Raw genomic sequence first — 16,121 nt, 5'->3', positions numbered from 1 at the left:
TCGAGCAGCCTGTTTGCGGACCGGCCAGGCAGGATTTGCGGAAGTCAGACCAGGCTGCGCTTCATCGCATTGCCTCGGCCTCAGGCCTGCCTGCCGGCCGACGATCGCATGGGGAAAGGTTGTGAGGGCATGGCGAGGCGGTAGCCGACCGCCGGTTCGTTGATGATCAATGCGGGCGACGCCGGGTCCGCCTCAAGCTTCAGGCGGAGGCTGCGCGCGGCGACCCGGAGATATTCGAGGTCGCGCTCGTGCGCCGGTCCCCACACGGTGCGGAGCAGGTGGACGTGGGTGATGACCTTGCCCGGCTGCGTCGCAAGTTCGGCCAGCAGGGCATATTCCTTGGGCCGCAAGTGCACTTCCGCGCCGTCCCGGGTCACCCGCCGGGTTTCGAGGTCGATCGTGATGGCACCGATCTCGACGCTGGGTGCGGGGGCTAGGCCGACCGCCTGCCGGCGCAGGGCGGACCGGACCCGGGCGAGGACCTCGTCGGTATCGAACGGCTTGGTCACGTAGTCGTCGGCACCAAGATCGAGCGCGGCGACCTTTTCGTCGGTCGCTTCGCGGGCGCTGATCACCAGCACGGCAATGCCCCGCGCCTTGATCAGGGGGATGACCTCCAGCCCATCGCGATCGGGCAGGCCGAGGTCGAGCAGCACCAGGTCGGGCTTGTCGATGTCGAGCGTGCCCAGCCCGGCCCGCGTATCGCCTGCCTCGACGACCTCGTGCCCGTCGCGCTGGAGCGCGCTGCGGAGGAGGCGCCGGATGGCGGGCTCGTCGTCGATCACCAGGATGCGGCTTTTCATGGCGCTTCGGTCCTGATCACCAGAGTGTCCGGAAAGGTGATGGTGAAGTGCGCCCCCGGCCGGTCGGTGCGATTGGCCGCCGACACGGTCAGGCCCATGGCAAGCGCGAACCCTCGCACGATGGCCAGGCCCAGGCCGGTCCCCCCGACCTGATCTGATCCTTCCAGCCGGGCGAAGGTCTCGAAGGCATGCGCTTCCATGCCCGGAGGCAGCCCAGGCCCCTCGTCGAGGACCTCGAGCCGCAGTTCACCGGGCAGGCGCCGGCCCTGCACCGTGATCGGGGTGCCTGCCTCGCTGAACTTGGCGGCGTTCTCGATCAGGTTGACCAGGCATTGATGAAGCAGTCGTTCGTCGGCCCGGACCAAGGGGAGATTGGGGGGCACGGCGAGCCGAAGCGGGTGGTCAGCCAGGCTCGCTCGCAGATCCTGAGCGGCCGCTCCCACCGCATCGGTCAGGTCGACCGCTTCCACCCGCAGGTCGATGGCACCGCTTTCGACCCGCACCATCTCGAGCAGGTTGGTGACGAAGCGATTGAGGCGCAGGGCCTCCGCCTCGATCAGTGCGACGTTGGCGGTCTCTCCCTGGCGTTTGAGTTCGGCGACGGCGGCGAGGATCGTGGTCAGCGGGGTGCGCAGGTCGTGGCTGACCGACGACAGGAGGGCCGCGCGAAGGCGGTCGCGCTGCTGCAGTTGCGTGACTTCGCTCATCTCCTCTTCGAGCCCGACCCGCTGCAGCGCAAGCGAAGCCTGGTCGAGCAGGCTGACCAGCAGTTGATGCTGGTCGGATCGCAGCACTTCGCGGCCGCCCGAGCGTGCCAGGCCGAGCACCGCCAGCGGTCGCCCGCCCGCGCTCAAGGGATGGAAACGCCAGTCGCTGGCGGCGAGCGTGCCCGTGCCGCTGCCGGCGGGCTGGGCGTGGACGAACGCCCAGTCGGCCGCGGCATGGTCGATGAGGTCGAGCGCCGGCAGCCGCGGCTCTCCGGCGACGACGGCGAGCCGCCCGCCTTTCTCCGGCTGGAGCACCACCGCATCGAGCCCGAGGAGCCGGGCGACCTCACGCGCGAGCACCTCGCTCAGCTGGCGCCGGTCGGCCACTCCAGTGAGGTTGCGCGCGAAGCCGGCCAGTGCGCTGTTCTGCGTCGCACTGGCCTGGGCGATGGCGGCCTGGGCGCGGACCCTGGAGGCGAGCTGGCTGACTACCACCGCCACCCCGATCAGGACCAGCATGGTCACCAAATTCTCGGGATCCTGGATGGTGAAGGTGTAGAGCGGCGGCAGGAAGAAGAAGTTGTAGGCCAGGCCGGACGCGACGCCGGTCGCAATGCCTTGGCGCAGTCCGAAGCGGGTCGCCGCGAACAGCACGGGGATAAGATAGAGCAAAGCCAGATTGCTGAGCTGGACGAAATTGGCGAGCACCACGCCAAGGACGGTGACCGCGCCGATGGCCAGCAGCGACCAGAGGTAATTGCCCGGCTTGCCCCAGCTGCCGGCATTGACCGGCGCGCTCCTGGCGGCGGGCTGGCCACTCATCGGAAGGACGTGGACGGCCATGTCCGGAGTGTCGCGAACCAGCCGGTCGACCACCGACCCGTGGCGCAGCTCGAACCAGCGCGAGCGGGCGGACTTGCCGACCACGATCTGGGTGGTGCGGGCGTCGGCGGCGTAGCGGGTGATGCCGTCGAGAACGTCGGTCGCAGGAATGGTCGCGACTTCGGCGCCGAGCCGGACGGCCAGTTGCAGGGTGGCGGCGAGACGCTGTCGTTCCTCGTCGCCGAAACCCGCAGTACGGGGCGTTTCGACGTGAAGCGCGACCCACGGCGCGCGGAGGGCGTCGGCCAGGCGCTTGGCGGCGCGCACGAGATTGTCCGAACCGGCCAGTTCGCTGACTGCCACCAGCACCCGCTCTCCAGCCGCCCAATTGCCGCCAAGCCCGGCCGCGGCGACGTCGACCAGCATGTCCCGGTCGATCCGCTGAGCTGCCTGTCGCAAGGCCAGTTCGCGCAGCGCCGAAAGGTTGGAACGAGAGAAGAAGTGGCCCAGCGCGCGCGAGGCTTCATGGGGGACGTAGACCTTGCCCTGCTTCAGCCGCTCGATCAGTTCGTCGGGCGGAAGGTCGACCACCTCCAGTTCGGCGCCTTCGAGGAAGCTGTCGGGCACCGTTTCCCGCACCCGCACCTTGGTAAAGGAGGCGACGACGTCGTTGAGGCTTTCGAGGTGCTGGATGTTGACGGTGGTGTGGACGTCGATCCCCGCGTCCAGCAATTCCTCGACATCCTGATAGCGCTTGGCGTGACGGCTGCCGGGCGCATTGGTGTGAGCGAGTTCGTCAACCAAGACGAGGCGCGGCGCGCGGGTGAGGAGGGCGTCGACATCCATCTCGCTCAGCGTTCGGCCCCCGTAGGCGACCGGCCGAAGCGGGATCAGTTCAAACCCTTCGACCAGCGCCGCAGTCTCCGCGCGGCCGTGGGTCTCGACCACACCGATGACGACATCATCGCCCGAACGCCGGAGAACCCCTCCGTCCGAGAGCATCTCATAGGTCTTGCCGACCCCGGGCGAGGCCCCGAGGTAGATCTTGAGCCGGCCGCGCCCCTCCCGTCGCGCCTGGTTCAGCAGCGCGTCGGGGGAGGGACGAGGCGGCTCGGCGGGGTTCACCTCCCTGTCTGTGGCGCCAAGCGAGCGACTTGTCGATTAAGGGCCAGGACGTTGATGCGGGGTTCGCCGAACAGGCCGAGTGCGGGATGCTCGACGTTCCGCTCGACCAGCGCGCGGAGCCGGGCTTCGGGCAGGCGGCGCGCGGCGGCGACGCGGCGGACCTGCGCCAGCGCAGTGGCCGGCGAGATATGTGGGTCGAGGCCCGAGCCGCTGGCCGTCGCGAGATCGGCCGGGACGGGGCCGGTCACGCCCTCCGCCCGTGCCGCGGCGACGCGCTCCCCGATCGCGGTCTCCAGCGCGGCGGAGGTCGGGCCGAAATTGGAGCCGGACGAGGCCGAGGCATCATAACCCTCGCCGGCGGTCGATGGGCGGCCGTGGAAGTAATTGGCGCCGGTGAAGGCCTGCCCGATCAGCGTGGAGCCCACGACCCGGTCGCCGTCGCGCACTAGGCTGCCGTTCGCCTGGTAGGGCATGGCAAGCTGGGCGACGCCGGTGATCGCCAGGGGGTAGAGGATCCCGGTCAGCAGGCTCAGCAGGAGGAGCAGGGCGAATGCGGGGCGAAGCGCGCTGCGGATGTCGGAAAGCATGGAAAACTCCTCAGGCGAGGTGCAGGCCGGTGACGGCGAGATCGATGAGCTTGATGCCGACGAACGGCGCGACGAGGCCGCCGAGGCCGTAGACGGCGAGGTTGCGGCGCAGGATGTCGCCAGCGGGTGCCGGCCGGTAGCGGACGCCCTTCAGCGCCAGCGGTACCAGCACCGGGATGATCAGCGCATTGAAGATGATCGCGCTGAGGATCGCGCTTTCGCTCGACCCGAGGTTCATGACGTTGAGCACGCCGAGCGAGGGATAGAGCGCAACGAAGATCGCCGGGATGATCGCGAAATATTTGGCGACGTCGTTGGCGATCGAAAAGGTGGTCAGCGCGCCGCGGGTCATGAGCAACTGCTTGCCGAGGCCGACCACCTCGATCAGCTTGGTCGGATCGCTGTCGAGGTCGACCATGTTGCCGGCCTCGCGCGCGGCCTGGGTGCCGGTGTTCATCGCGATTCCGACGTCGGACTGCGCGAGAGCGGGGGCGTCATTTGTGCCGTCGCCGCACATCGCGACCAACCGTCCGCCGGCCTGTTCCTTGCGGATCAGCTCCAATTTGTCCTCGGGAGTAGCCTCGGCGAGGAAGTCGTCGACGCCGGCCTCGGCCGCGATCGAGGCGGCGGTCAGCGGATTGTCGCCGGTGATCATCACCGTGCGGATGCCCATCCGGCGCAGCTCGGCGAAGCGTTCGCGCATCCCGGCCTTGATGATGTCCTTGAGGTGAAGCGCCCCGAGCAGCCGGCCGTTCTCGGCGACCGCCAGCGGGGTGCCGCCGGCGCGGGCGATCTCGTCGGTGATGCGCTTCAGCTCGGCGGCTTGGCGGTTGTCGGTGCCGCCCGCGGCGCGCAGCAGGCTGTCGACCGCGCCTTTCTCGATCCTGCGTTCGCCGAGCTTGAGGCCGCTGAGACGGGTCTGGGCGGTGAAGGAGATGATCTCGGCATCGGCCGGCAGCGCCTGTTCGGCGACGCCATAGCGTTCGCGGGCAAGGGCCACGACCGAACGCCCTTCGGGTGTCTCGTCGGCGAGGCTGGCGAGGTAGGCGGCCTCGGCCAGCTGCGCCTCGCTGATGCCCGACAGCGGGCGGAACTCGGTCGCGTGGCGATCGCCGACGGTGATAGTGCCGGTCTTGTCGAGCAGCAGGACGTCGACATCGCCCGCCGCCTCGACCGCGCGGCCCGACTTGGCCAGGACGTTGAAGCGAACCAGCCGGTCCATGCCGGCGATGCCGATCGCCGACAGCAGCGCCGCGATGGTGGTCGGGATGAGGGTGATCAGCAGCGCGGCCAGCAGCGGCGTCCCGATCTGCCCGCCGCTATACGCCGCGAAGCCGGGGACGGTGGAGACCGCGATCAGGAAGATGATGGTCAGCCCGACCAGCAGGATGGTCAGCGCGGTCTCGTTCGGGGTCTTCTGGCACGAAGCTCCTTCGACCAAGGCGATCATCCGGTCGAGGAAGCCGTGGCCTGCTTCCTGCGTCACCCGCACCTTGATCCAGTCGGAGATGACGCGCGTTCCGGCGGTCACCGCCGAGCGGTCGCCGCCCGCCTCGCGGATCACTGGTGCGGACTCGCCGGTGATGGCGGCCTCGTTCACCGACGCGACGCCGGCGATCACCTCGCCGTCGGCGGGGATCAGGTCGCCGGCCTCGACCAGCACGATCTCGTCGACCAGCAGCTGGGTCGCCGGAACCTTGCCGTAGGTCTCGCCGACGCCGAGCAGGCGCTTGGCCCACAGCTGCGACTTAGTGTCGCGAAGGGATTCGGCCTGGGCCTTGCCGCGGCCCTCGGCCAGCGCCTCGGCGAAATTGCCGAACAGGACGGTCAGCCACAGCCAGGCGACCAGCTGGATCTGGAAGCCGAGGCTGCCCACTCCGTGCCCGGCGATCAGCAGGCCGGTCAGCAGCAACGCGACGGCCCCGGTGGTGAACATCACCGGATTGCGGGCGAGCTGGCGGGGATCGAGCTTGCGAAAGGATTGCCCGATCGCCGGCAGCACCAGGGCGGCCGAGAAAATCGAGGTCGAGGGTCGTTCGTGACGGGTCATGACGCGGCGCCCTTTAGAAGGTCTGGCCGGAGATCATCGCGAGATGATCGGCGATGGGGCCGAGCACGAGGCTGGGCAGGAAAGTGAGGCCGCCGAGGACGACGATCAGCCCGGCGAGGAGGCCGATCCACAGCGGCCCGGTGGTCGGAAAGCTGCCCGCGCCTTCGGGGGTGGTCTTCTTGGCGGCCAGGCTGCCGGCGATGGCGAGCACCGGAACGATCACCGCCAACCGGCCAACCAGCATCGCCAGCGCCAAGCTGTAGGCCCACCAGTCGTTGGTGGCGGTCAGCCCGGCGAAGGCCGAGCCGTTGTTGGCGACCGCCGAGGTGTAGGCATAGAGCGCTTCGGTCAGCCCGTGCGGGCCCGCTTCCTGCAACCCGGCGAGGCCGGACGGGAGCACCAGCGCGCTTGCGGTCAGGCCGAGGATGAACAGCGGCAGGACCGCGATCGCGATCACCGCCAGCTTGACCTCACGCGCCTCTATCTTCTTGCCGACATATTCGGGGGTGCGGCCGACCATCAGCCCGGCGATGAAGATGCCAAGGATGACGTAGAGCAGCATCCCGTAGAGCCCGGCGCCGACCCCGCCGACGATCACTTCGCCAAGGTGCATGTTGAACAAGGGCACCATCCCACCGATCGCGGTGAAGCTATCGTGCATGGCATTGACCGCGCCGCAACTGGCGGCGGTGGTGACGCTGGCGAACAGGGCGCTGGCGGCAATGCCAAAGCGGACCTCCTTGCCTTCCATGTTGCCGCCCGACGGATCGACCCCGGCATGATGATGGATGGGATTGCCGCCCGCTTCGGCGATATAGGACACGCTCGTCAGGCCGGCGAACAGCAGCATCATCGCGGCAAGGATCGCCCAGCCCTGGCGGACATTGCCGACCGCCTTGCCGAAGCACCAAGTCAGCCCCGCGGCCAACGCGAAGATGCTGAGCATTTGCAGGAGGTTGCTGAGCGCTCCCGGATTTTCGAACGGATGCGCGCTGTTGGCGTTGAAGAAGCCGCCACCGTTGGTGCCCAGCATCTTGATCGCCTCCTGGCTCGCCACCGGCCCCAGCGCGATGGCCTGGCGCGTTCCTTCGAGGGTCTGAGCGACCGTCGAGCCCGCCAGCGTCTGCGGCAAGCCAAGCGCCACCAGGACCAGGGCGTAGAGGAGGCAGGCCGGGAGCAGCAGGTAGAGCGTCACCCGCACCAGGTCGGCCCAGAAGTTGCCGAGGGTGCCGCTTTCCCGCCGCGCGAAACCGCGGATGACCGCGAAGGCGACCGAGATCCCGGTCGCGGCGGAGAGGAAGTTCTGCACCGTCAGGCCGAGCATCTGGGTCAGGTTCGACATCGTCGTCTCCCCCGCATAGCTCTGCCAGTTGGTGTTGGTGACGAAGCTGACCGCGGTGTTGAGGGCGATCCCGAACGGCACCGCCGCGAAACCCTGCGGGTTGAGCGGCAGGATGCCCTGCAGCAGCTGAAGCAGGAGCAGCAGCAGGATGCCCGCGCCGTTGAAGACCAGCAGGTGCATCGCATAGGCACGCCAGCCCTGCTCCTCGCGGGCGGCGCGGCCGCCGGCCCCGGTCAGCAGGCGCTCGACGGGGCCGAACGCGGCGAGCAGGCGCGGGGGGCGGCCTTCGTAGACGGCGAACAGCCAGGGGCCGAACAGGCGCGCCATGCCGAAGGTGGCGGCAATGAACCCGACGATCAGCAGCCAGCCGGCGAGTGTGGTATGGGCCATGGGTCGCGGCCTCCTAGAAGCGCTCGGGCCGCAGCAGGGCGACCAGCAGGTAAAGGAGAAGGCCGAGCGCGGTCAGCGCGCCGAGCCACAGGTCGAGGGTCATGGGCGATGCGACCCGACGGCGGAGTTGATTGGGGACATCAGAAGCTTGCCCCGAGCGAGAGCACGGCGGTGCTGTCGACGATGCCCTTGGTCGCTCCGGCGGCGAGCGCATCGCGGCGCGAGATGTCGGTGTCGACATAGGCGACGCCAGCGGTGAGATTGCGCCAGCTCGCCTGGGCGCCGAGCGACCAGTCGAGATAGTCGCCCCCCGGAGTCAGGGTGGTGCGGCCCCGCGACCATCCGACATGGCTGGTGAGCGTGAGCGGCGTGCCTTTCAGCGGCAGGCTGTTGTCGTTGAACAGGTAGACATTGCTATTCCCGCCGATCGCCGCCTGCTCGGGCGCGAAGGCGAACCCGAGCTTGGCGGTGGCGGGGCCGACCGGCAGGCTGAGGTTGGCGTAGGGCTCGAAGAATTCGAACTTGCCGCCCTTGCTGCCCGGATAGGCGTAATAGAGCAGGCCGGCGTCGAGGGTCGCCTTGCCAACGGGCAGCTTGTAGCCGCCATAGAGGTCGAGCTCGAGATTGGTCCCCCCCAGCTCGCCGAACCCGTCGAGCTCCGAGGCCCAGGCGCCGACGTAGGCGCCGCTGCGATGCGCCAGGTTGATGGTGCCCTGCACGGTCGGCATCTCGTCCGACAGTCCGATTCCGCGAAAGCGATACCGGCTGACGAGGGTCGTCCCGCCGCTAACGGCAAAGGCAGGCGCAGGCGCCTCCTGGGCGGCAGCCCGAACCGGGAAGGCGGCGGCAAGGATTGCAGCCGTGGTGAGCAGATCGAAAACGCGCATCGCAAACTCCGCAGGGCAGGGGCCCGTCGGGGAGCGAGATGGCGGTCGTGGCCGTTACAATGCCATGTGAAGAGCGGGCGATTGGCGTAAAGCTTCCGTAAAGCCTGTTGCGCCGATCGGGCGGAGTGGGCGGTCGCAGGGAGCTTCACCCTCCGCTGGCGGTTCAAGCCTTGTGCGGATCGCGATCTACAATGTGAACGGCGTCAACGGCCGGCTGCCGGTACTCCTCGAGTGGCTCGGCGCGACCAGCCCCGACGTGGTGTGCCTGCAGGAGCTGAAGGCGCCGCAGGAGAAGTTTCCCCTCAAGGCCCTGGAGGAAGCCGGTTACGGCGCGATCTGGCATGGCCAGAAAAGCTGGAACGGGGTCGCCATCCTGGCCCGCGGCTGCACTCCGGTCGAGACCCGGCGCGGGCTGCCCGACGATCCCGACCCGGCACAGAGCCGCTACCTGGAAGCGGCGGTCAACGGCGTGCTGGTCGGCTGTCTCTACCTTCCCAACGGCAATCCGCGCCCCGGTCCCAAGTTCGACTACAAGCTGCGGTGGATCGCCGCGTTCGAGGCGCTCGCCGCCGACCTTCTGCCCCTCGACCAGCCGGTGGTGCTGGCCGGCGACTATAATATCATCCCCACCGAGCGCGACGTCTACAAGCCCGAGCGCTGGACCGAAGACGCGCTTTTCGTGCCCGACGTGCGGGCGGCGATCGAGCGGCTGACCGGTGCCGGCTGGCTCGACGCGCTTCGCCACCTTCACCCCGACGAGCAGGTGTTCACCTTCTGGGACTATTTCCGCAACGCCTTCGCACGCGACGCCGGGCTGCGCATCGATCACCTGCTGCTCAACGCGGCGGCGGCCAAGCGCCTGAAGGCAGCCGGGGTCGATCGCTCCGCCCGCGCCTTGCCCAAGACCAGCGACCACGCGCCCGTCTGGATCGCGCTCAAATGACCGCCCCCGCGACCATGGAGGCGCTGCTGGTCGAGGAGCTGCCGTCCGGCCCCGAGTGGCGCTACGAGCCCAAGTGGGACGGCTTCCGCTGCCTCGCGGTGCGAACCGACGGCGAGGTGCAGCTGTGGTCGCGCTCGGGCAAGCCGCTCGGTCGCTATTTTCCCGAGGTCGAAGCACTGATCGGCGGGCTGCCCGCAGGCGACTTCACCCTCGACGGCGAGCTGATCATCGAAACCCAGGACGGCCTCAGCTTCGACGCCTTGTCGCAGCGCCTCCACCCCGCGGAAAGCCGGGTCCGCAAGCTGTCGGCCGAGACGCCGGCGCTGTTCATGGCCTTCGATCTCCTGCGCTGGCGACAGGACGAGCTGGCAACGGCTCCGCTCGCCAAGCGGCGGGGGGCGCTCGAACGCCTGATTGCCCAGGCTAAGGCGCCCTCGCTGCTCCTTTCCCCGCAGACCGCCGATATAGAAACGGCACGCCGCTGGCTGGAACGCAGCGGCGGTGCGCTCGACGGCGTGGTCGCCAAGAAGGGTGACGAACCCTATCGCGCCGGAGAGCGCGCGATGCTCAAGATCAAGCGCTATCGCAGCGCCGATTGCGTAGTCGGCGGCTACCGTAGCGATGCTAAGGGCGGCGGCGTCGCCTCGCTCCTGCTCGGTCTTTATGGCGACGACGGCCTGCTCCACCACGTCGGCTTCTGCTCGGGCTTCAAGGCCGCCGAAAAGCGCGCCTGGGCGGGCGAACTGGCCCCGCTGGAAGGCGGCGAGGGGTTCTCCGGCAACCGCCCCGACAAGGCCAGCCGCTGGTCGCGCGAGCGGACCAGCGAGTGGGTGCCCTTGCGTCCCGAACTGGTAGTGGAAGTGCTCTACGACCAGGTCACCAACGGGCGGTTCCGGCATGGTGCCCGGCTGCTCAGGCGACGCCCGGACAAGGGCGCCGACCAGTGCCGCTGCGAGCAGCTCCGGCATCCCCTTTCGACGGCCGGTCTGGCGGAGCTGCTCCACAACGGCTGAACAGTGATTGGCAATCGTCGGTCGGGAACGTAGTCTAGCTGACTCGGCGGGCATTCCTGCCTGCCCCGTGCAGGATGCCGTTATGCTTGAATCCGCCAGGGCTTTCTTTGCCGGCGACTATGCGCCTCACGGTTATTGCCTGCTGTGGCAGCCCGAGCTGATCTGGACCCACGTCGTGTCGGACGCCCTGATCGCCGCATCCTATTTCTCGATCCCGATCGCGCTGGTCACCTTTGTCCGCAAGCGCCCCGACGTCGAGTTCGGCAAGATGTTCTGGCTGTTCGCACTGTTTATCCTGTCGTGTGGGCTGACCCACGTCATGGGCATCTGGAACCTGTGGCATGGCGATTATGCGGCGGAGGCGACAATCAAGGCGATCACCGCCATCGCCAGCGTTCCCACCGCCATCCTGCTCTGGCCGCTGCTGCCCCGCGCGCTTGCGATCCCCAGTCCGTCGATGCTCCAGAAGAAGAATGACGAGCTTGCCGCGGCCCTCGCCGAGCGGGACTCTGCGCTCGAGCAGCTCCGCGGCGAGGTGGCGCAGCGGGAACGGGCGGAAGCCGCGCTGGTCCAGGCCAACAAGATGGAAGCGGTCGGACAGCTGACCGGCGGCATCGCGCACGACTTCAACAATCTGCTGCAGGCGATCTCGGGCAACCTCGAGCTGATCCAGATGGCACCCGACAATCGCGACAAGGTCGTGCGCTGGGCAGGCAATGCGGCGCAGGCCACCGAGCGCGGCGCGCGATTGACCGGTCAGCTGCTGACCTTTTCCCGGCGCCAAAGGCTTGAAGCGACCGCGGTCGACGTCGGCGGCCTGCTCCACGACATGTCGGATTTTCTCCGCAACTCGGTCGGTCCGACGATCGAGCTGGATGTCGAGATCGCGCCCGGTCTTGGTGCCGTTCGCTCCGACGCGACGCAGCTCGAGCTTGCGATCCTCAATCTTGCCATCAACAGCCGGGATGCAATGCCTCAGGGCGGACGCCTGCTGGTCCAGGCAGCGACAGACGCGCCCGATCGGATCGCGGTGCGGATCGTCGACGAAGGTGTCGGCATGACGCCGGAAGTCGTCGAGCGCGCGCTCGAGCCCTTCTTTACCACCAAGGGACCCGGGCGTGGCACCGGGCTTGGCCTGTCGATGGCCTATGGCGTGGCGAGGGCGGCGGGCGGCGACTTGCGGATCGACAGCGAGCCGGGCAAGGGTACCACCGTCACCCTCTATCTGCCGCGCGAAGAGATCATCCGGTCGGCGGCCGGTACCGGTCGTGAAAAGTCACCTCGCGACGGACCGGCACGGCTGACCGACATCCTGCTGGTCGACGACGACCGTGAGGTGCGCCAGACGATTGCCGACATGCTGCGCAAGCAGGGCCACCAGGTCACCGAGGCCGAGAATGGTCCCCAGGCCCTGCTTGAGCTGGAGCGATGGAGCCCGTCGCTGCTCCTGCTCGACTTTGCGATGCCTGGGATGAACGGGGCGCAGGTCGCAGCCACTGCCCTTGAGATGCGGCCCGACGTCAAACTGCTATTCCTGACCGGCTATTCCGACAGCGAGGCAATAGACCGCGCGGTCGACGGCCGGGTGAGGATCCTCAAGAAGCCGGTCAGCGCCGGCGCGCTCGCCGCCGCGATCGACGCGCTTATCGACTGAGCCGGTCGTCGACCCCGGCCACGACCTCGGCCAGCCAGCGCCCGGCGGTGAGCGCGCTGAGGTCGCCAGGGTCGAGCGGCGGGTCCCACTCGGTGAGGTCGATCGCCCGAACCTGGGGCTGGCTGGCCAGCCAGCGTGCGGCGGCAAAAAATTCCTCGGCCAGCATGCCGCCTGCGCGCGCTCCCGGCGCCCCCGGGAACTGACTGCGGTCGATCACATCGATGTCGAAATCGACGAAGATCGCCTTTACCCCCTCGAGCCGCTCGACCGCCGCCTCCAGCGCCTCGATCGTGCCCTGTTCGAGCAGGTCGCGGAGCGTGATCACCAGGTGGCCGCCGGCCAGCGCATCCTCGTGCATCGTCCGCGCATTGGCGAACGGCGCCAGCCCGATCTGCACGATATTGCGGCCCGGCAAGCCGTCCTCGCGCAGCGCTCGCACCGGATTGCCGTTGCTGAGGCCCGCCTCCAGTCCGCGCATGTCGAAATGCGCGTCGAGCGTGATCAGCCCGACCTCCGCCAGGTCGAGGCCAAGCGCCTCGGCCATCCCGAGCAGTCCGGGCCGGGTCACCGCATTGCTGCCGCCGACCAGCACGGTCAGGTCATGGCGCCGCACCGAGGCCCGCACCGCCTCCCGGATCGGACCCGTCGCGCCTGCGATGTCGAGCCCGCCAAGCGCCAAGTCGCCATGGTCGGCGATCCGGGCCGACAGCTCGCTCCGGCTGTCGACATCGTACAGGCCGATGCGCTTCAGCACGCCCCGAAGCGCCGCCGGCGCCAGGTCGCAATGCCCCGGCGTCACCGATCCCGCGCCGAGCGGTGCCCCGACCAGCCCGATCGGCGCCGCGGTATCGGCGGGGAAGATCAGATCGGACAGGTTGGGCCAGGCGCTGGTCATTGCCGCTCCTGTAGCAGCCGCCTACAGGCTTGTCGCATGTGGGACCGCCTGCTGACCGACTGCCATGTCCTGACGATGGTGCCATCGCCCGGCAATCCGCTCGGCCTCATCGGCAATGCCGCGATCGGAATCCATGGCGGGCGGATCGTGCGGGTCGGCCGCCGGACCGAGCTGGCCGGGACCCGCGCCGCCGAGGTCGTGCCGCTGGGCGGTGCGTTCGTGACGCCCGGGCTGGTCGATTGCCACACCCACCTGGTGTTCGGCGGGACGCGCGCCGCGGAGCACGCCGCCCGCCGCGCCGGCGCCACCTATGAAGAGATCGCGCGCGCCGGCGGGGGCATCGCCTCGACCGTCCGTGCCACGGCCGCCGCCAGCGTCACCGAATTGCTGGAGCAGAGCCGGGCGCGGCTGCAGTCCCTGATGCGGGGCGGCGTCACCACGGTGGAGATCAAGTCGGGCTACGGCCTCGACCCCGCTTCCGAGCTTCGCCTGCTCAACGTCATCAGGACCCTTGCCAGGTCCGAACCGGTGCGGGTGGTGCCGACCCTCCTGGCGCTGCATGCGCTGCCGGCCGGGGCCGACCGTGACGTCTTCGTCGAGCGGGTGATCGAGGAACTGCTGCCGACCGTCGCCCGGCTCGGCCTCGCCACCTCGGTCGACGCCTTTTGCGAGGGGATCGCCTTTACGCCGGCCGAGACCGAGCGCCTGTTCGAGGCTGCTGCCAAGCACGGCCTGCCGGTGCGCCTCCACGCCGAGCAACTGTCCAACCAGAACGGTGCCGCGCTGGCCGCCCGCCATCACGCGCTGTCGGCCGACCATCTCGAGCATCTCGACGAGGCAGGGGCGACTGCGATGGCGGCGGCCGGGACCGTGGCGGTGCTGCTGCCCGGCGCTTTCTACACCCTGCGCGAAACCAAACAGCCGCCGGTCGATCTGCTTCGCAAGCATGGGGTGGCGATGGCCGTCGCATCCGACTGCAATCCCGGTACCTCGCCCAACCTGGTGCCGCAGTTAGCGATGAACATGGCGTGCAACCTGTTCGGCCTGACGCCGGAGGAAGCGATCGCCGGCATGACGATCAACGCCGCCCGCGCGCTGGGTCTGGCGGGGGAGGTGGGCTCAATCGAGCCGGGCAAGGCGGCCGACCTTGCGGTGTGGAATATCGCCGAGCCGGCCGAGCTCGGCTACTGGCTCGGCCTGGTGCCGGAACGACGAATCTTCGGGGGAATGGATCAGTGAACGACCGCCGCGACAACCAGCGCATCATCCGGGCCCGCCGCGGGCCGGAGCTGGTCGCCAGGAGCTGGCAGACCGAGGCCGCGGTGCGGATGCTCCAGAACAACCTCGACGCCGAGGTCGCCGAGGACCCGCAGAGCCTGGTCGTCTATGGCGGCATCGGCCGGGCCGCGCGCGATTGGGCGAGCTTCGACCGTATCGTCGAGACGCTCGAGCGTCTGAAGGGCGACGAGACATTGCTGGTCCAGTCGGGCAAGCCGGTCGGCGTCTTCCGCACCCACGCCGACGCTCCGCGCGTGCTGCTCGCCAACTCGAACCTAGTCCCCAAGTGGGCGACCTGGGAGCATTTCCACAAGCTCGATCGCGCCGGGCTGATGATGTACGGTCAGATGACCGCCGGCAGCTGGATCTACATCGGCACACAGGGCATCGTTCAGGGCACCTACGAGACCTTTGCCGAAATGGGCCGCCAGCATTTCGGCGGCGACCTCAGCGGCAAGTGGATCCTCACCGCCGGGCTCGGCGGCATGGGCGGGGCGCAGCCGCTGGCGGCGGTGATGGCCGGCGCCCACTGCATCGCCATCGAATGCCAGGAAAGCCGGATCGAGAAGCGGCTCGAAACCCGCTATCTCGACCGCCGCGCCGCGACCATCGACGAGGCGCTGGAGATCATCGCGCAAGCGACCGAACCGACCAGCGTCGGCCTGCTCGGCAATGCCGCCGAAATCGTCCCCGAAATGCTCGCCCGCGGCATCCGCCCCGATGCGATCACCGACCAGACCAGCGCGCACGATCCGGTCAACGGCTACCTCCCGATGGGCTGGACCGTCGCCGAGTGGATCGAACGCCGCGAGCGTGACCCCGAAGTCACCGCCGCCGCCGCGCGCATCTCGATGGCCCGGCATGTCGAGGCGCTGCTGAGCTTCAAGGCCGAGGGCATCCCCGTCTTCGACTATGGCAACAACATCCGCCAGGAGGCCTTCGACACCGGGGTAGAACATGCCTTCGACTTTCCCGGCTTCGTCCCCGCTTACATCCGGCCGCTGTTCTGCCGCGGGATAGGGCCGTTCCGCTGGGTCGCGTTGAGCGGCGATCCCGAGGACATCTACAAGACCGACGCCAAGGTGAAGGAGCTGATCCCCGACGATCCTCACCTCCACCGCTGGCTCGACATGGCGCGCGAGCGGATCGCCTTCCAGGGTCTGCCAGCGCGGATTTGTTGGGTCGGGCTGGGGCAGCGCCACCGGCTGGGCCTCGCCTTCAACGAGATGGTGGCGAGCGGCGAATTGAAGGCCCCGGTGGTGATCGGCCGCGACCATCTCGACAGCGGCTCGGTCGCTTCGCCCAACCGTGAGACCGAGGCGATGAAGGACGGCAGCGACGCGGTCAGCGACTGGCCGCTGCTCAACGCCCTCCTCAACACCGCCAGCGGCGCGACCTGGGTGTCGCTCCACCACGGCGGCGGGGTCGGCATGGGCTACAGCCAGCACGCCGGGATGGTGATCGTCGCCGACGGCACGCCCGAAGCCGCGCGGCGGCTGGAGCGGGTCTTGTGGAATGACCCCGCCACCGGGGTCATGCGCCACGCCGATGCAGGATATGAGGACGCGGCGGCTTGCGCACGGGAGCAGGGGCTGGACCTGCCGAGCCTCGGCTGAACCCTTAGC

13 protein-coding genes are annotated in these 16,121 nt (G+C 68.8%); 5 read left to right on the top strand and 8 right to left on the bottom strand.

Annotation, left to right across the window (positions count from 1 at the left end; translation table 11 throughout):
* Nucleotides 1-80: 80 nt before the first annotated feature.
* The 7 genes from M1K48_RS09375 to M1K48_RS09345 are packed head-to-tail and all read right to left on the bottom strand — an operon-like array spanning nucleotide 81 to nucleotide 8,713.
* A complete protein-coding gene (locus M1K48_RS09375) occupies nucleotides 81-803 on the bottom strand; it encodes a response regulator (RefSeq protein WP_249454723.1) in 723 nt (240 codons plus the stop codon).
* A complete protein-coding gene (locus M1K48_RS09370) occupies nucleotides 800-3,457 on the bottom strand; it encodes a sensor histidine kinase (protein ID WP_249454722.1) in 2,658 nt (885 codons plus the stop codon). Before M1K48_RS09370 ends, M1K48_RS09375 begins: the two co-directional genes overlap by 4 nt.
* Nucleotides 3,454-4,044 (bottom strand): potassium-transporting ATPase subunit KdpC, encoded by a 591-nt coding sequence (gene kdpC, locus M1K48_RS09365; protein WP_249454721.1) that lies wholly within the window; start codon nucleotides 4,042-4,044, stop codon nucleotides 3,454-3,456. Before kdpC ends, M1K48_RS09370 begins: the two co-directional genes overlap by 4 nt.
* A gap of 10 nt (nucleotides 4,045-4,054) precedes the next feature.
* Nucleotides 4,055-6,094 carry a potassium-transporting ATPase subunit KdpB gene (kdpB, locus tag M1K48_RS09360; protein ID WP_249454720.1) on the bottom strand — a complete coding sequence of 680 codons (2,040 nt, stop codon included), beginning with the start codon at nucleotides 6,092-6,094 and terminating at the stop codon, nucleotides 4,055-4,057.
* A gap of 13 nt (nucleotides 6,095-6,107) precedes the next feature.
* On the bottom strand, nucleotides 6,108-7,826 hold the full coding sequence (kdpA, locus tag M1K48_RS09355) for a potassium-transporting ATPase subunit KdpA (RefSeq protein ID WP_257794141.1): 1,719 nt from the start codon (nucleotides 7,824-7,826) through the stop codon (nucleotides 6,108-6,110).
* A 13-nt stretch (nucleotides 7,827-7,839) separates the two neighbouring features.
* The gene (kdpF, locus tag M1K48_RS09350) at nucleotides 7,840-7,929 is read right to left on the bottom strand and encodes a K(+)-transporting ATPase subunit F (RefSeq protein WP_249454719.1); all 90 of its coding nucleotides are present in this window, start codon (nucleotides 7,927-7,929) and stop codon (nucleotides 7,840-7,842) included.
* Between the two features lie 37 nt (nucleotides 7,930-7,966).
* Nucleotides 7,967-8,713 (bottom strand): TorF family putative porin, encoded by a 747-nt coding sequence (locus tag M1K48_RS09345; protein WP_249454718.1) that lies wholly within the window; start codon nucleotides 8,711-8,713, stop codon nucleotides 7,967-7,969.
* A gap of 172 nt (nucleotides 8,714-8,885) precedes the next feature.
* On the opposite strand from M1K48_RS09345, the gene xth reads away from it, so the two are divergent.
* From xth to M1K48_RS09330, 3 genes are all read left to right on the top strand, one after another.
* Nucleotides 8,886-9,656 (top strand): exodeoxyribonuclease III, encoded by a 771-nt coding sequence (xth, locus tag M1K48_RS09340; protein WP_249454717.1) that lies wholly within the window; start codon nucleotides 8,886-8,888, stop codon nucleotides 9,654-9,656.
* Nucleotides 9,653-10,669: an ATP-dependent DNA ligase gene (locus M1K48_RS09335; RefSeq protein WP_249454716.1), complete on the top strand. Its 1,017-nt coding sequence runs from the start codon at nucleotides 9,653-9,655 to the stop codon at nucleotides 10,667-10,669. Before xth ends, M1K48_RS09335 begins: the two co-directional genes overlap by 4 nt.
* Nucleotides 10,670-10,751: 82 nt before the next feature.
* Nucleotides 10,752-12,323: an ATP-binding protein gene (locus tag M1K48_RS09330; RefSeq protein WP_249454715.1), complete on the top strand. Its 1,572-nt coding sequence runs from the start codon at nucleotides 10,752-10,754 to the stop codon at nucleotides 12,321-12,323.
* Here the strand turns inward: M1K48_RS09330 and M1K48_RS09325 are convergent.
* A complete protein-coding gene (locus M1K48_RS09325) occupies nucleotides 12,313-13,218 on the bottom strand; it encodes an arginase family protein (RefSeq protein WP_249454714.1) in 906 nt (301 codons plus the stop codon). The genes M1K48_RS09330 and M1K48_RS09325 overlap by 11 nt on opposite strands.
* A gap of 36 nt (nucleotides 13,219-13,254) precedes the next feature.
* Between M1K48_RS09325 and hutI the strand changes: the two genes are divergently transcribed.
* Nucleotides 13,255-14,457, top strand: coding sequence for an imidazolonepropionase (gene hutI / locus M1K48_RS09320; RefSeq protein WP_249454713.1), 1,203 nt, complete (start codon nucleotides 13,255-13,257; stop codon nucleotides 14,455-14,457).
* A complete protein-coding gene (gene hutU, locus M1K48_RS09315; protein ID WP_249454711.1) occupies nucleotides 14,454-16,112 on the top strand; it encodes a urocanate hydratase in 1,659 nt (552 codons plus the stop codon). The genes hutI and hutU overlap by 4 nt, the downstream gene beginning before the upstream one ends.
* Nucleotides 16,113-16,121 lie beyond the last annotated feature (9 nt).

It is taken from the genome of Sphingomonas glaciei (genome assembly GCF_023380025.1).
Taxonomy (GTDB): domain Bacteria; phylum Pseudomonadota; class Alphaproteobacteria; order Sphingomonadales; family Sphingomonadaceae; genus Sphingomicrobium; species Sphingomicrobium glaciei.
The sequence above is the reverse complement of the archived record's forward strand: the minus strand, read 5'-3'. Positions and strand labels throughout refer to the sequence as shown.

Bases quoted from the DNA above. Each gene is read 5' to 3' on its own strand.
- M1K48_RS09335 (WP_249454716.1), top strand. From the start codon at position 9,653: ATGACCGCCCCCGCGACCATGGAGGCGCTGCTGGTCGAGGAGCTGCCG.
- kdpA (WP_257794141.1), bottom strand. From the start codon at position 7,826: ATGGCCCATACCACACTCGCCGGCTGGCTGCTGATCGTCGGGTTCATT.
- kdpC (WP_249454721.1), bottom strand. From the start codon at position 4,044: ATGCTTTCCGACATCCGCAGCGCGCTTCGCCCCGCATTCGCCCTGCTC.
- M1K48_RS09345 (WP_249454718.1), bottom strand. From the start codon at position 8,713: ATGCGCGTTTTCGATCTGCTCACCACGGCTGCAATCCTTGCCGCCGCC.
- M1K48_RS09330 (WP_249454715.1), top strand. From the start codon at position 10,752: ATGCTTGAATCCGCCAGGGCTTTCTTTGCCGGCGACTATGCGCCTCAC.
- kdpB (WP_249454720.1), bottom strand. From the start codon at position 6,094: ATGACCCGTCACGAACGACCCTCGACCTCGATTTTCTCGGCCGCCCTG.
- M1K48_RS09325 (WP_249454714.1), bottom strand. From the start codon at position 13,218: ATGACCAGCGCCTGGCCCAACCTGTCCGATCTGATCTTCCCCGCCGAT.
- M1K48_RS09375 (WP_249454723.1), bottom strand. From the start codon at position 803: ATGAAAAGCCGCATCCTGGTGATCGACGACGAGCCCGCCATCCGGCGC.
- kdpF (WP_249454719.1), bottom strand. From the start codon at position 7,929: ATGACCCTCGACCTGTGGCTCGGCGCGCTGACCGCGCTCGGCCTTCTC.
- hutI (WP_249454713.1), top strand. From the start codon at position 13,255: ATGTGGGACCGCCTGCTGACCGACTGCCATGTCCTGACGATGGTGCCA.